The sequence below is a fragment of the Leyella stercorea genome, from assembly GCF_019052365.1.
Taxonomy (GTDB): Bacteria; Bacteroidota; Bacteroidia; order Bacteroidales; family Bacteroidaceae; genus Prevotella.
On the sequence record NZ_JAHQUY010000003.1, the window covers coordinates 80,694 to 94,497 of the forward strand.

At 52.0% G+C, this 13,804-nt stretch carries 14 protein-coding genes; 12 read left to right on the plus strand and 2 right to left on the minus strand.

The window, feature by feature from the left end:
* The first annotated feature begins 15 nt into the window (after window positions 1-15).
* From KTQ90_RS01255 to KTQ90_RS01280, 6 genes are all read left to right on the plus strand, one after another.
* The gene (locus tag KTQ90_RS01255; protein ID WP_217316916.1) at window positions 16-1,056 is read left to right on the plus strand and encodes a glycosyltransferase family 4 protein; all 1,041 of its coding nucleotides are present in this window, start codon (window positions 16-18) and stop codon (window positions 1,054-1,056) included.
* 90 nt (window positions 1,057-1,146) lie between these two features.
* Window positions 1,147-2,412, plus strand: coding sequence for a nucleotide sugar dehydrogenase (locus KTQ90_RS01260; protein ID WP_217316917.1), 1,266 nt, complete (start codon window positions 1,147-1,149; stop codon window positions 2,410-2,412).
* A gap of 17 nt (window positions 2,413-2,429) precedes the next feature.
* Window positions 2,430-3,452, plus strand: a complete 1,023-nt coding sequence (locus tag KTQ90_RS01265) for a glycosyltransferase family 2 protein (RefSeq protein ID WP_217316918.1) — start codon at window positions 2,430-2,432, stop codon at window positions 3,450-3,452.
* A gap of 5 nt (window positions 3,453-3,457) precedes the next feature.
* Window positions 3,458-4,672 (plus strand): DegT/DnrJ/EryC1/StrS family aminotransferase, encoded by a 1,215-nt coding sequence (locus KTQ90_RS01270; RefSeq protein WP_217316919.1) that lies wholly within the window; start codon window positions 3,458-3,460, stop codon window positions 4,670-4,672.
* Window positions 4,673-4,686: 14 nt separating this feature from the next.
* A complete protein-coding gene (locus KTQ90_RS01275) occupies window positions 4,687-5,274 on the plus strand; it encodes a sugar transferase (protein ID WP_217316920.1) in 588 nt (195 codons plus the stop codon).
* A gap of 81 nt (window positions 5,275-5,355) precedes the next feature.
* The gene (locus KTQ90_RS01280) at window positions 5,356-7,284 is read left to right on the plus strand and encodes a polysaccharide biosynthesis protein (protein WP_217316921.1); all 1,929 of its coding nucleotides are present in this window, start codon (window positions 5,356-5,358) and stop codon (window positions 7,282-7,284) included.
* 372 nt (window positions 7,285-7,656) lie between these two features.
* Here the strand turns inward: KTQ90_RS01280 and KTQ90_RS01285 are convergent, their stop codons facing one another.
* A complete protein-coding gene (locus KTQ90_RS01285) occupies window positions 7,657-8,124 on the minus strand; it encodes a lipocalin-like domain-containing protein (protein WP_217316922.1) in 468 nt (155 codons plus the stop codon).
* A 106-nt stretch (window positions 8,125-8,230) separates the two neighbouring features.
* Window positions 8,231-9,823, minus strand: a complete 1,593-nt coding sequence (locus tag KTQ90_RS01290) for a capsule assembly Wzi family protein (protein ID WP_254359289.1) — start codon at window positions 9,821-9,823, stop codon at window positions 8,231-8,233.
* A 228-nt stretch (window positions 9,824-10,051) separates the two neighbouring features.
* Here KTQ90_RS01290 and KTQ90_RS01295 point away from each other — a divergent pair, with 228 nt between their 5' ends.
* From KTQ90_RS01295 to KTQ90_RS01320, 6 genes are all read left to right on the plus strand, one after another.
* Window positions 10,052-10,840, plus strand: coding sequence for a MotA/TolQ/ExbB proton channel family protein (locus KTQ90_RS01295; RefSeq protein ID WP_217316929.1), 789 nt, complete (start codon window positions 10,052-10,054; stop codon window positions 10,838-10,840).
* 1 nt (window position 10,841) lies between these two features.
* Window positions 10,842-11,342 (plus strand): hypothetical protein, encoded by a 501-nt coding sequence (locus KTQ90_RS01300; RefSeq protein ID WP_217316923.1) that lies wholly within the window; start codon window positions 10,842-10,844, stop codon window positions 11,340-11,342.
* 163 nt (window positions 11,343-11,505) lie between these two features.
* Window positions 11,506-12,090, plus strand: a complete 585-nt coding sequence (locus KTQ90_RS01305) for an ExbD/TolR family protein (protein WP_217316924.1) — start codon at window positions 11,506-11,508, stop codon at window positions 12,088-12,090.
* A complete protein-coding gene (locus tag KTQ90_RS01310; protein WP_217316925.1) occupies window positions 12,087-12,551 on the plus strand; it encodes an ExbD/TolR family protein in 465 nt (154 codons plus the stop codon). Before KTQ90_RS01305 ends, KTQ90_RS01310 begins: the two co-directional genes overlap by 4 nt.
* Before the next feature lie 117 nt (window positions 12,552-12,668).
* Window positions 12,669-13,181, plus strand: a complete 513-nt coding sequence (locus KTQ90_RS01315) for an Lrp/AsnC family transcriptional regulator (RefSeq protein ID WP_217316926.1) — start codon at window positions 12,669-12,671, stop codon at window positions 13,179-13,181.
* A gap of 71 nt (window positions 13,182-13,252) precedes the next feature.
* Window positions 13,253-13,804: WYL domain-containing protein (locus tag KTQ90_RS01320; protein WP_217316927.1), on the plus strand; the 552-nt coding region annotated here is incomplete at its 3' end.

Genomic DNA, 13,804 nt, shown 5'->3' on the forward strand with positions numbered 1-13,804 from the left:
CTAAAACAAGCGAATATGAGAAAGATAAGCATCATTGGCAATTTTGATATAAAGAACAATAGTTATAACGGGCAGACCATCAAGACGCGCATCGTTGCCGACGAACTGGAGTCGTTATACGGAGCGTCAGAGATAAAGCGCATCGACACAGCCGGCGGCAAGAGCGTCGTTCTGCGCCTTCTTTTCCAGCTGTTCGGCTGCGTCATGGGCAGCCGCAATATTATTATCCTGCCCGCGCAGAACGGCATAAAGGTGATTCTGCCGCTTGTCGTGATATACAACCTGCTGTTCCGCCGCCGCATTCATTATGTTGTGATAGGCGGATGGCTCGCCGAACTGCTGCAGCGCAACCGCTGGCTGCTGCCTTTCGTCAAGCGCCTGCACATGATATACCCCGAAACGCAGAACATGAAGACGGCGCTTGCCGCATTGGGCTTGCATCGCGTTAAGGTGATGCCCAACTGCAAGCCGCTGCACATTCTGTCTGCCGACGAACTCGCGGGCTACAATCTCTGTCCGATGCGCTTCTGCATCTTCTCGCGCATTACGCCGACGAAAGGCATAGAAGATGCCATAAAGGCTGTGAGCCTTGCTAACGAGAAGGCTGGCAGCACCATCGCTACGCTTGACCTCTATGGTAATGTGGAGACTTGCGACTGTTCTTGGTTTGATAACGTAAAGGCTTCGATGCCCGAAACGGTGGCTTATCGCGGCAAGGTGGCGTTCGACAAGAGTGTCTCTACTCTGAAAGACTATACCGCGCTGCTCTTTCCTACGTACTATCCTGGCGAAGGACTCGCCGGCACTGTCATCGACGCTTTCGCTGCAGGTCTGCCTATTATTGCGAGCGACTGGCACGACAATGCCAACATCATTACTGATGGAAAGAATGGTTTTGTCTTCCCTACGCATGACGTTAATCGCCTTGCTGAGATAATCCTCGACATTTATAAATGCCAAGATAGCCTTGTTCCAATGAAACTCAACTGTATACATTCGGCACAGGCTTATCTTCCTCCATTTGTCATCAAGATAATAACAACAGAATTGGCTTAGCCATATCTATTGTTATTGTTTTGTTACAAATGGTCCTCCATTTCAAATAAATATGTTAACTTTGTACGAATTTTTAAATATATAATGTAAATGGAAATAAAAATTGCTGTTATCGGACTTGGATATGTGGGCTTGCCGTTAGCTCGTCTTTTCTCAACAAAGTATCCGACTGTTGGTTTCGACATGAACCAGCATCGTGTGGACGAGCTTATGCAGGGTCATGATTCCACACTGGAAGTGTCTGATGAATTGCTTGGCGACGCTATACATAACCATAACTTCGTTTGTTCCACCAATCTTGACGATATACGCGACTGCAACTTCTACGTTGTAGCCGTACCAACACCCGTTGACAATAACAATCACCCAGACCTCAAGCCGCTTTGGGGTGCCAGCGAGACCGTGGGTAAGGTGATAAAGAAGGGCGATATCGTCGTGTACGAGTCGACCGTCTATCCCGGTGTTACAGAGGAAGAGTGTCTGCCAGTAGTGGAGCGTGTGAGCGGACTGAAGTATAACGAGGACTTCTTCGCAGGCTACAGCCCCGAGCGAATCAATCCGGGTGACAAACTTCATACCGTGGAGAAGATCAAGAAGGTGACCTCTGGTTCTACGCCCGAGGTGGCTGACATCGTGGACGGCGTCTATAATTCGGTACTCGTCAACGGCACACACAAGGCACCGAGCATCCGTGTGGCTGAGGCTTCGAAGATAATAGAGAATTCGCAGCGCGATGTCAACATCGCTTTCATGAACGAACTGGCAAAGATATTCAATGCTATGGGTATCGACACCAACGACGTCATTGAGGCTGCGGCTTCAAAATGGAACTTCATTAAGCTCAAGCCGGGTTTGGTAGGCGGACACTGTATCAGTGTCGACCCTTATTATCTCATTCAGAAAGCTCAAGTGTATGGCGTTCTTCCGCGTGTGATGTTTGCAGCACGTCGACTGAATGACGGCATGGGCGACTATGTTGCCAATCAGGTTATCAAGTGCATGAACAAGAAAGGCATCCTCGTCAAGGACGCCAAGATACTCATCCTCGGCATTACTTTCAAGGAGAACTGTCCCGATATCCGCAATACTAAGGTGGTGGACATCTATCACACTCTTAGCGAATACACCCACAACATCGACGTATACGACCCGTGGGCTAACGCCGAAAGAGTTGAGCACGAATATGGTATCAGCATCAAGACGCAACTTCCTAACGAGAAGTACGATGCCGTAATTCTTGCCGTTGCTCACAACGAGTTCCGCAACCTCGACTTCTCAGCCGTTCGTGCTACGAACAGCGTGTTGTATGACGTTAAGGGCGTATTGTCGCGCGATAGCATAGACGCACGTCTTTAATTATAATGACAGACAGCATGAACAATCCTAAGATAACAGTAGTTTGTCCCATATATCAAGAGCGCAGATTTATAGAAGGACTTCTTGAGAGTATCACTCTACAAGACTATCCTAAAGATAGTATGGAGGTGTTCCTAATTGATGGAATGAGCAAAGATGGCACACGTGAGTTTATCACGGAGTATGCCAAGACACATCCGTTCTTTAAGCTCATTGACAATCCTCAGCGAACCGTTCCTTACGCTCTCAACAACGGCATTGCCAAGGCTACTGGCGACGTGGTCATACGTATAGACGCACATTGCAAGTATCCGGTTGACTATTTCTCACGCCTTGTCCGTTATCTTTACGAGCTAAAGGCTGACAATGTGGGCGGCGTGTGCAACACGCTTCCTGCCAACGACAGCACCAAGGCGCTTGCCATAGCCCAGTGTCTGTGTCATTCTTTCGGCGTCGGAGGTTCTGATTTCCGCATCGGCGCCAGCAAGATAAAGCAGGTAGACACCGTGCCTTTCGGCTGTTTCCATCGCGACTTGTTCGACAGGATTGGCATGTTCGATCCCGAATTGACGCGAAATCAAGACGACGAATTCAACGGACGCATAATCAAGAACGGCGGAAAGATATTCCTTATCCCCGACATCGTCATTGAGTATGCTGCCCGTGACACCATCGCAAAGACGCGTCGCATGTACTGGCAGTACGGACTGTTCAAGCCGTTGGTGAACCGCAAGCTCGGAACGCCTGCCACTGTGCGCCAGTTCTTCCCCCTGCTTTTCTGCATAGGCATAATGTTGGGAGCGGTGCTTAGCTTTGTTTCGTCTATTATAGCCTATATGTATATAGCTGTAATGGCGTTATATTTCGCTCTCGGTTTCATGTTTGGCATCAAGACAGCGTTGCAAAAGAAGCGCTTTGCCTTGGCTTTTTACATGCCATACATCTTCCTCAACCTCCACTTGAGTTATGGCTTCGGCTATATAAAAGGTTTGTATAAGGTGTTGACAAACAAAAAAATGACAGTAAACGTAAATAGATAATAATTATGAAGATACCGTTTTCGCCCCCATATATCGACGATGATGTAATTAACGAAGTTAACGACTCGCTGCGTTCGGGCTGGATAACAACCGGTCCGAAGGTGAAGGCTCTTGAAGAAGAGATATGCAAGCTCTCGGGCGCAAGCCGCGCTCTGGGTGTCAACTCATGGACATCGGGCGCCATTCTGGTGCTCCGCTGGCTCGGATTGCAGCCCGGCGACGAGGTTATCGTGCCGGCGTACACTTATTCGGCTACAGCGCTTGCCGTGCTTTGGGCTGGTGGCAAGCCGGTGATGGTCGACTCCTGCGACGACTTCAACATCTCTGTGGAAGCCATCCGCCGCGCCATTACGCCGCGCACCAAGGCTATTCTGCCGGTAGACATCGCCGGATTCCCCTGCGACTACAAGTCTATCATGGCGCTTGTTGCCGATGATGAGGTGAAGGCGCAGTTCAATCCGACGTCAGACGTGCAGCGCAAGCTGGGTCGAATCATCGTTATCAGCGATTCGGCTCACTCTATCGGCGCTCACTACGACGGCAAGCGCGCCGGATCGGAGACCGACATCGCCATCTTCTCGCTTCATGCCGTGAAGAACGTCACGACGGCTGAGGGCGGAGCCATCTGTATGAACATGCCGGAGCCGTTCGACAACGACCAGCTCTATGCCGATATGCGTCTGCTCTCGCTCAACTGCCAGACGAAGGACGCCTTCACGAAGTCGAAGGCTGGCGGATGGCGCTACGACATCGTGGGTCAGGGCATGAAGTGCAATCTGGCTGACGTGAATGCCGCCATAGGTTTGGCGCAGATACGCAAGTACGAGCAGCTGTTGAAGGAACGCAAGCGCGTATTCACACGCTACAACAACGCCCTGAAGCAGTATGCATGGGCTATAACGCCGCCTTCTGAGATGCTGGGCAAGGAGAGTTCGTACCATGTGTATGCGCTCCGCATTGACGGCGCAAGCGAGCAGCAGCGCGACGAGATTATACAGGAGATATCTAAGGCAGAAGTGGCGGTGAACGTCCATTTCATTCCGATGCCTATGCTCACGCTCTTCCGCGAGATGGGTTACGATATCAACGATTATCCGCAGGCTTACCGCAACTATGCTCACGAAATCTCGCTTCCGGTATATCCGCAGCTCACCGACGAGCAGGCCGATTTCGTGGTTAAGACCGTCGTTGAGGCTTACAATAAGGTGATGGGTAAATAAGCTGGGGAAGGGATATGACAAGATTTCTTGATATCTTATTCTCGCTCTTCGGCTTGATAGTGCTTTCGCCATTGTTTCTCGTGCTCTACGTGCTGATACGTATGGAGAGCAAGGGCGGCGGATTCTACTCGCAGGAGCGTGTGGGACGCAACGGCGTGCCCTTCCGTCTGTACAAGTTCCGCTCCATGCGTGTCGGTTCCGACCGCAAGGGACTTATCACCGTGGGCGAGCGCGACAACCGCATCACTCGCACCGGACTCTTCATACGCAAGTACAAGCTCGACGAGCTGCCGCAGCTCTGGAACGTGCTCATGGGCGACATGAGCCTTGTGGGGCCGCGTCCGGAGGTGGAGAAGTACACACGTCTCTACACGCCCGAACAGAAGCGTGTGCTGAGCGTGCGTCCGGGCATCACCGACTGGGCTTCGATAGAGTACATCGACGAGAACCGCATCCTCGGCGAAGCTGCCGACCCCGACAAGGCGTACATAGAGCAGATAATGCCCGACAAGATTGCGCTCAATATGCGCTACATCAACCATCACACCGTCGGAGAGTATTTTCGCATCATCTTCGCCACTTTCTTCAATATCGGAAAATAATTGTGGCTTGAAGCGCAAAACATCTGTTAGGAAATGTAATATATCGGCTATGTTTACGTTTCTTAAATAAAGACCTTTAAGATGAATTTCACTAATAAACTTATAAACTGGTACTTCAACAAGAAGTCGCTGCCTTACTGGTGCGTCTTCATGTTCGATTGTGCCATTGTCTTCTTCTCGTTCCTGCTGGTCTATCAGCAGACTTATGGTGGAGCGAAAACACTTAGCGTATTGTGGCAGTTGTGCTCAATGTGTGCTATTTATGCCATATTCTACGCTGTAGGCTTCAAGATGTTCCATACATACGACGGCATTCTGCGCTACTCCTCATTCGTCGACCTGCAGCGCGTGGGTTATGCCTCGCTTGTGGGTTGCGTGCTCTCTTATCTGGGCCACTTCGTGATGCTGCAGTTCGACTATTTCCAGAATGTGTACGTAGGCGGACGCGAGATAGCGCTGGCTTCGCTTATCAGCGTGCTGCTCCTGTGGGCGGTGCGCGTGTTGGTGAAGACGGTTTACGACGTCTCTATCGATACGTTCAACGCCCGTCCCACAGTCATCCTCGGCATTGACGAGGGCGGCATCGGTCTTGCCAAGCTCGTGCGCAACGACAAGTCGCTGCGCATGCGTCTCTTCGGCTTCGTATCCGACGGCAACAACGTGCGCCACAAGGTGCTCATGGGTCTGGATGTTTACCGGTACAGCGACGTGAGGCGACTCGTGAAGCAGGAGCACATCGAGTGTCTGCTCGTTTCGCAGGGCGCCATAGACGAGTTCCGCAAGGACAAGGCGCTACAGGATATGCTTATAGCTGAGGGCGTGCACATCTACATGCCGCGCGCCAACGAGGAGTGGAACCCGGCTATGCCCGACGCCACGCTGAAGGAGGTGAGCATCGAAGATCTGCTGCCGCGCGACGAGATAAGCATCGACCTTAAGAGCGTAGCCGACACGCTGTATGGCAAGTGTATCCTCGTGACGGGTTCGGCGGGCAGTATTGGTAGCGAGATTGTGAAGCAACTCTGCCAGTTCAATCCGCGCGAACTGGTGCTCATCGACAGTGCCGAGACGCCGCAGCACGACATACGCTTGATGATGGCGAAGCGCTATCCACACATCAAGGCGGAAACCATTGTTACGTCTATCACCGGACAGCTGCGCATGGAGAACATCTTCCGCCGTTTCCGTCCCGACTACGTATTCCATGCCGCTGCATACAAGCATGTGCCGATGATGGAGAACAATCCGACGGAGAGCGTTGAGAACAACATCTACGGCACGAAGGTGCTTGCCGACATGGCTGTGAAGTACGGCGTGAAGAAGTTTGTGATGATTTCTACGGACAAGGCGGTGAACCCCACAAACGTCATGGGATGCTCGAAGCGCATCTGTGAGATGTACGTGCAGAGCCTTAACAACGCCGTGCGAAGCGGAAAGGTGGAGGGCTGCACCCAGTTCGTCACCACGCGTTTCGGCAATGTGCTTGGCTCAAACGGTTCGGTCATTCCGCTCTTCAAGCAGCAGATTAAGGCAGGCGGGCCGGTCACCGTGACTGACCCGAACATCATACGCTACTTCATGCTCATACCCGAGGCGTGCGAGCTGGTGCTCGAGGCTGGCGTAAAGGGCAACGGCGGCGAGATATTCGTCTTCGACATGGGCAACCCCGTGAAGATTGCCGACCTCGCGCAGCGCATGATAAATCTGAGCGGTGCGAAGAACGTCGAGATAAAGTACACGGGTCTTCGTGCCGGCGAGAAACTCTACGAGGAGGTGCTCAACGACAAGGAGTCGACCAAGCCGTCGTTCCACGAGAAGATTCGCATTGCTAACGTACGCGAGTACGACTACAGCGAGGTGGAGCGCGACATTGAGGAACTTATCGAGGTGAGCAAGCAATACGACGACATGCTCACCGTGAAGAAGATGAAGGAGATTGTGCCCGAATTCAAGAGTAACAACTCTGTGTACGAGGCATTGGACGCATCGATTGACACCGCAAAAGCTTAGCGTAAGTCATCGTTCTGCGGACGGAATCCGATCGGACGGCGGACGGAATCCGATCGGGCGGCGAACGGAATCCGATTGGGCGGCGGACGCGAACGGTCGGATGGCGTGAGGGCTGAAAGAGGAAAAGCTTAGCTGCTTTGCTGCATACCGACTGATACATACGAAAAAAGCCATAGGTTTAGAACTTCTAAATCTATGGCTTTTTTCGTTTGTTATGGCCTTTTCCCGTTTGTCTATGGCCTTACCCGTAGCGGAGGTCTCCGGCCTCCGCAGCAAGCGATATGATTCCTACGGAATAATGCGTCGATGATTCCGGCATAACAATGCGTCGGTTGGGTGCTGCGGAGGCCAGAGACCTCCGCTACGTAGCGTTTAGAATCGCTTGAACTTCAAGCGCAGCGTCTTCGAGCGCAGTATCATCTGTCCGCCGTTGAGTTTCTCCTTTACGAACTCCTCCTCAAGGTTGTTTATGCCGTAGGGAGCCAGCAGCGTCGGGTCGTCGATAGGGTGGTCGCCGCCGTTGTCGCCCTTGTCCTGGTGCCAGTTGTCCTTGTAGGGCGTGTGCGTCACAATCTTGTCGCGTGTCTGCTTGAAGCGCAGATAGTAGCCGTGCTGCTTGTCTACGTCGACGTCGCGCACGCTGATGAGCTTGTACTGCACGCCCCAGAACACGCGCTTCTTCGAGAGGTCGGTTGTGCCGCCCGTAGCCAGTGTGTCTACGCGTTCTAAGTGCCAGAAGCCGTCGAAGTCGCCGTTGTCGCTGGTCTCTATCTCGCAGGAGGCGAGGGCGACGAGGGCGAACGCAGCCAATATTGTTTTGAATAATCGTTTTGCTATCATGTGTTGTGGTGTTGTGGTGTTGTGGTGTTGTGGTGTTGAGATGGTGATGGGGTGTTGTGATGTTGAGATGGTGAGATGTTGAGATGGTGATGGGGTGAGATTTGCTCTACTTCTTCTTCGTGAGCAGTCCGCTCTTTGTCACAGTGAGCTGGAATCCGGCGTTGTGACCGTACATCTTCTCGCTGCCGAAGTCCATCGCGTAGCCGCCGCGCACCGTCCAGTCGTGGTTGAACTTGTACTTCGCTTCGACGAGGAAGCTAAGGTTTTTGTACGCCTTGGTGAACGGATTGTTGTATGTGCCCCAGCCCTTCTGATAGGTGGTGAGTACGCGGTAGTCGAGGCGCTCCGTAGGCGAGCCTTCCACGCCGAGGTGTAGGGCATAGAAGCGGTTGTTGCGCACGTCGATGCTGTTGTCGGTGTTGTATATCGGCGATCGGTAGAGCGGGTTGCCTATCACCTGTCCCCAGTGCTGCCAGCCGGTGTAGATGCTGTGGTTGTAGTAGTCGTCCATGCCTGCGATGTGGTCGCTGATGTTCTCGGTGCGGTCGTGGTTGTATGGTCCGCTCTGATACTTCGTGTAGATGTACTCGAAGACGAGGCTGCGCAGCCATCTGCCGTACTTCAGGTCGAACTCGGCGCCGAGCATCATGTCCTTCAGACTGTACATGAAGTAGCGGCGCTTCTGCCATGTGTTCCACTGTTCGCCCTCGCCGTAGCCGTTGTAGTCGAGCAGGAACATCTGGCTGTGGTCTTCGAAGAAATGGTCGGCGTATACCGAGAAGCGCCACAGTTCGGTGTCGAAGTTCAGACGCGCCACCCAACTGCCCAACTGGTTGCCGGCGCGGTTGGTGTAGACTCCGTCGGTAGCGTCGCTGCCGCCCGGTATGAAGGCATGCCAGAAGTCCTTTATGCCCGTGCCGGTAGGTATGCGCTGCATGTTGCCGTGGCCGTCGCGACGATAGGGCTTGCCGCCGAACTCGCACGCCATCTCCAGTCCCAGTTCGAGGCTGAGCGGGAAGAACGAGTCCTCGTTGCCTATCTTCAGATAGCCCGCCTTGGAGTGGTAGAGCACGTGGTCGGCGTATTTCTGTCGCTTGTTGGTGAAGTCGTGCTGCCAGCTGTCGTCGGTCATCATGCCGTAGGCGATGTGTCCCTTAAGGTGCAGCCAGCGCTTTGTACAGGGGATGGTCCAGTATTCGGGCAGGGCGATGCGCACCTGCGGCACTGGTCGGGCGTTGATGCCTAATGTCTGCGAACCGCTGCTCAGCGTCTGGCTCTTTAGCTCCATAGGGTACTCCTTGGCGCCCACGGAGAGCACGCCGTGCAGCCAGCGTGCCTCGGCGAAAGCCTGCTGCACTACGACGTTCGACGTGTAGTTCACCGGCACAGCCACGTCCACACCGTAGCCTATCGCCCAGCGGCGAGCCGAGTCGGTGGAGAGAGGGCGCATCACGGCGCCGCGCACGTAGCCGTTGAACTCGTCGAGCGAGCTTAGGCCGTGCTTGTTGGCGTTGAGCCAGAGCGGAGTCTTGTCCTTCGAGAACGAAGATTGCATCTCCACCTTGTAGCCTATGTTGTTGTCCAGTCGCTGTTTCGACGGCATGCGCTCGTCGTACTCCTGCCAGGCGTACTGCGCATTGGCAGGCAGCGCTATGCCCATCAGCGTTATGAGGGCTAAAGACAGATTTCTTATTGTCATGTTTCTATATGTTGTTTCCGTTACTTTGTAAATAAGCTGTTGCTAATCTCTGCAAAGTTACATAAAATATGCTAAATACTACGTCAATAAAAAAATAATAACTACTTTTGCAACGATATTAATGCCGCAATTCGGGTTAGCTTTGTGGCAGTTTTTAGTAAATATACAAGAACTATGAGAAATTTTGTTAGATGCCACACACTTACTGCGTTGTGCATCATTGCATTGATGTTGTTCACTACGTTTGGCGCTTCTGCCTACGCTGCGCCTGCAGATAGCGCTCAGGTGGCGGCTGAGGCTGCCGTGCCCACCGTTCAGCAGGACGCCGACTCTGCGGCTGTAGTGCCAGTGGAGATAGCCGAAGGAGCGGAGAACTCGGGCGGCGGCTTGCATAAGATACTTAAGGAGAAGTTTATCGAGGGCAACGCCTCGTTCATGTCGCTCGTGGCGCTGGCTCTCGTGCTGGGCCTGGCGTTCTGCATCGAGCGCATCATCTATCTGAGCATGTCTGAGATAAACGCAAAGAAGTTTATGCGCGAGATAGACGCGAAGATTGAGGCTGGCGACATTGAGGGCGCCAAGACGCAGTGCCGCAACACACGCGGACCGGTGGCCTCTATCTGCTATCAGGGCTTGCTGCGTGTCGACACAACGATGGAGGACATAGAGCGCTCAGTGGCGGCTTACGGCTCCGTGCAGGCGGCTAACCTTGAGAAGGGTTGCTCGTGGATTACGCTTTTCATTGCTATGGCGCCGTCGCTCGGCTTCCTTGGCACGGTTATCGGTATGGTGATGGCGTTCGAGCAGATACAGATTGCGGGCGACATCAATCCTACTATCGTGGCTGCGGGTATGAAGGTGGCGCTCATCACCACTATCTTCGGTATCATTGTGGCGCTCATCCTGCAGCTGTTCTACAACTATGTGCTCTCTAAGGTAGACCATCTCACGGCGCAGATGGAGGAGAGCGCGATAACGCTGCTCGACGCGTTGCTCAAGTATAAGAAAGGGTGTTGAGATGAAGAAGATTGTTGATTTGCGACATCTGACGGCGATGCAGCTGTCAAGTCGCATATTCTATATATTAATAGGTGTGATAGTGGTGCTGTTCGCACTGTTCTGGATTATCGGCTACGACATGCCGTATGACGATAATCCCGACTATAGTGCGCCGCTGCTTACGGATGCGCTGATATGGTTCATGATCGTGCTTACGTTCGCTACGCTCGGCTTAGCTGTGCTCGGCGCTGTCAACGGCGTGCGCAAGAACAAGGGCGAGAACGTGGTTGTGAACAACGTGCCGGCGCGCCGCATCTCTGTGGCGGTCGTCGTCGGAACAGTGCTCTCCTTCGTGCTCACCTATGCTCTTTCGAGCACCGATGCGCTCATGGTGAACGGCGAACGCTTTACAGACACTTTCTGGCTGCGCACAGCCGGCATGTTCATCGGCACATCGCTGCTGCTCATCGTGGTTGCTGTCGGAGCCATCGTGTATGGATCGACACGATACATCAGGTAAAAGCTCCTCCCAACCCTCCCCGTCGGGGAGGGCTTAGAATGCTTAAAGAGGCTTAGAATGCTTAAAGAGGCTTAGAAAGGCTTAGAAAGGCTTAAGAAGGCTTAGAAAGGCTTAAACGCCACCTTCCCAAAAGGCTTAGTTCGGCCTATAAACAATAAGGCTTATGCTTATAAAACGTAGAAAACACTCGGTGCCGTCGCTTAATACTACGTCGACAGCCGATATATCTTTCATGCTGCTCACATTCTTCCTCGTCACGTCGTCGATGGATGTGGACAAAGGACTTGTGCGCCAACTGCCGCTGCTCGATAAGGAGGAGCAGACCGACGAGGCAAAGGATGTGTCGAAGGAGAACACGCTGGCGTTCAGCATTACGGCACAGAACGAGGTGATGCTCAACGACAAGCCTGTTGCCGTTGAGGATATACGCCGCCGTATCGTAGACTTTGTGCGGATGCGCGGCGCACAGCATCTTATATTGGTTGACGCTAATCCGGCTTCCGACTATAACACTTACTTCACGCTTGAGAACGAGATTGTAGCTGCTTACGCTGAGTTGCGCAACGCTGAGGCTAAGCGCCGCTATCATCGCGACTATGCCAGCTGCACCGACGAGCAGCGCAAGAAAGTGCGCGATATTTACCCGCAACATCTTTCGGAAACTTATAACACAGCAGATGTTAATAACTCTACTGAGGATAATAAAACTTCAAAGGCGGTGGACGAGAAGAAAGGAGGCGCAGAATGATACGCAGAAGCATTGACCGCAGCGTGCCGACACTCAACACATCGTCGCTGCCCGACCTTATCTTCACCGTTCTGTTCTTCTTCATGGTCGTTACGCACATGCGACAGGTGACGCTGAAGGTGCGCTTCCGTGTGCCGCAGGGCACCGAGCTGACGCGCCTCACGAAGAAGAGTGCCGTGTCGTATGTCTACATCGGCAGGCCGTCGGAGGCTGTGCCGGGCATCGTTCAGTCGTATAAGGGCATAACGGTGCAGCTCAACGACAAGTATGCTACGCCGGAAGAGGTGACAACGTACGTGAACGCTGAGCGCAAAGCCATGTCGGGCGACGACCAGGAGCAGCAAATTGTGTCGGTAAAGGCCGACCGCAGTACGCCGATGTCGTTGATAAACGAGGTGAAGATGGCGCTGCGCAGGGCCGACGTGCGCCGAATGAGCTATTCGGCGGAACAGAAGAAGTAGTTTACGCCGATTTATCCGATACTTTCGATTTGTGAGTTTTTCGTGCAAAAATGTTGCAGTATAAATTTATTTGCACTACCTTTGCATAAATTAGTACAAAAAACAAACAAATATCAGATGGCACATTATAATTTAGACTCTTTAGACAAGAAGATATTAAAGCTGATAGCTGGCGACGCTCGCATCCCGTTCTTGGAAGTGGCTCGTCTGTGCAACGTGAGTGGCGCTGCGATACATCAGCGCATACAGAAACTCAACAATCTGGGCGTGCTTAAAGGCTCGCAGTTCATCATCGACCCTGAGAAGCTCGGCTATGAGACGTGTGCTTACATCGGACTCTACCTGCAGAATCCGGCGAAGTTCGATGATGTGGTAGATGAGTTGAAGAAGATACCCGAGGTTGTGGAGTGCCATTACACTACGGGCGGCTTCGATATGTTCATAAAGATATACGCCCACAACAACCATCATCTGCTCAACATCATTCACGATAAGCTGCAGCCGCTTGGTCTCTCACGTTCCGAGACCATCATCTCGTTCAACGCTATCATCGACCGACAGTTGCCTATCGGCGAACTGCCCGTTGAGGACGAAAATGATGCGGTAGACGAATATGGTGAAGACGAATAAGAAATAAAGAATATACGGAATATAAAAAACTCGTTGCTAATCCGGTTTTGATTTGTAGAAAAATACGAATCATGATAAGTAAAACCTATCTCAGATATATTTGGCTACTTGATACTATTAGTTGCTCAAGAATCCCTTTAACTTACGACCATATTGTCAGGATATGGGAAGGTTCTCCTTATGCCTACATGGGTGGTTTGCCAATTCGTACATTTCACGAACACCGTAAAAGTATCGAAGAAATGTTTGGGGTTATCATAGAATGTGATAAATCCAAGGGGTACACATATTATATCAAGAATCCAGAAGTGCTAAAACAGAATCCTTATGCCCAACTGCTATTACGAAAATATAGTGTTCCACAGGATTTCTCAACATTCAATATGATGCGCGACCGCATCTTACTAGAAGAGATACCTCATGGTACAGCATACTTTGATAACGTGGTTGAAGCTATGAGGACTAATACAGAACTCATAATTGACTATCAACGCTATGAGGGACAACGAGAAACACTTACAATGCAACCCTATTCCATGAAGGTTTATAATAGAAGGTGGTATGTACTGGGCTATATAAAGGAAAAGGAAACTATCAGGCATATAGCATTGGAAAGATTTCTT

What these genes read in the sequence shown, in the direction of transcription:
- KTQ90_RS01310 (WP_217316925.1), top strand. Translation starts at nt 12,087, where the DNA reads ATGATACGCAGAAGCATTGACCGCAGCGTGCCGACACTCAACACATCG.
- KTQ90_RS01295 (WP_217316929.1), top strand. Translation starts at nt 10,052, where the DNA reads ATGTTGTTCACTACGTTTGGCGCTTCTGCCTACGCTGCGCCTGCAGAT.
- KTQ90_RS01260 (WP_217316917.1), top strand. Translation starts at nt 1,147, where the DNA reads ATGGAAATAAAAATTGCTGTTATCGGACTTGGATATGTGGGCTTGCCG.
- KTQ90_RS01265 (WP_217316918.1), top strand. Translation starts at nt 2,430, where the DNA reads ATGAACAATCCTAAGATAACAGTAGTTTGTCCCATATATCAAGAGCGC.
- KTQ90_RS01305 (WP_217316924.1), top strand. Translation starts at nt 11,506, where the DNA reads ATGCTTATAAAACGTAGAAAACACTCGGTGCCGTCGCTTAATACTACG.
- KTQ90_RS01300 (WP_217316923.1), top strand. Translation starts at nt 10,842, where the DNA reads ATGAAGAAGATTGTTGATTTGCGACATCTGACGGCGATGCAGCTGTCA.
- KTQ90_RS01290 (WP_254359289.1), bottom strand. Translation starts at nt 9,823, where the DNA reads ATGACAATAAGAAATCTGTCTTTAGCCCTCATAACGCTGATGGGCATA.
- KTQ90_RS01285 (WP_217316922.1), bottom strand. Translation starts at nt 8,124, where the DNA reads ATGATAGCAAAACGATTATTCAAAACAATATTGGCTGCGTTCGCCCTC.
- KTQ90_RS01275 (WP_217316920.1), top strand. Translation starts at nt 4,687, where the DNA reads ATGACAAGATTTCTTGATATCTTATTCTCGCTCTTCGGCTTGATAGTG.
- KTQ90_RS01280 (WP_217316921.1), top strand. Translation starts at nt 5,356, where the DNA reads ATGAATTTCACTAATAAACTTATAAACTGGTACTTCAACAAGAAGTCG.
- KTQ90_RS01255 (WP_217316916.1), top strand. Translation starts at nt 16, where the DNA reads ATGAGAAAGATAAGCATCATTGGCAATTTTGATATAAAGAACAATAGT.
- KTQ90_RS01315 (WP_217316926.1), top strand. Translation starts at nt 12,669, where the DNA reads ATGGCACATTATAATTTAGACTCTTTAGACAAGAAGATATTAAAGCTG.
- KTQ90_RS01270 (WP_217316919.1), top strand. Translation starts at nt 3,458, where the DNA reads ATGAAGATACCGTTTTCGCCCCCATATATCGACGATGATGTAATTAAC.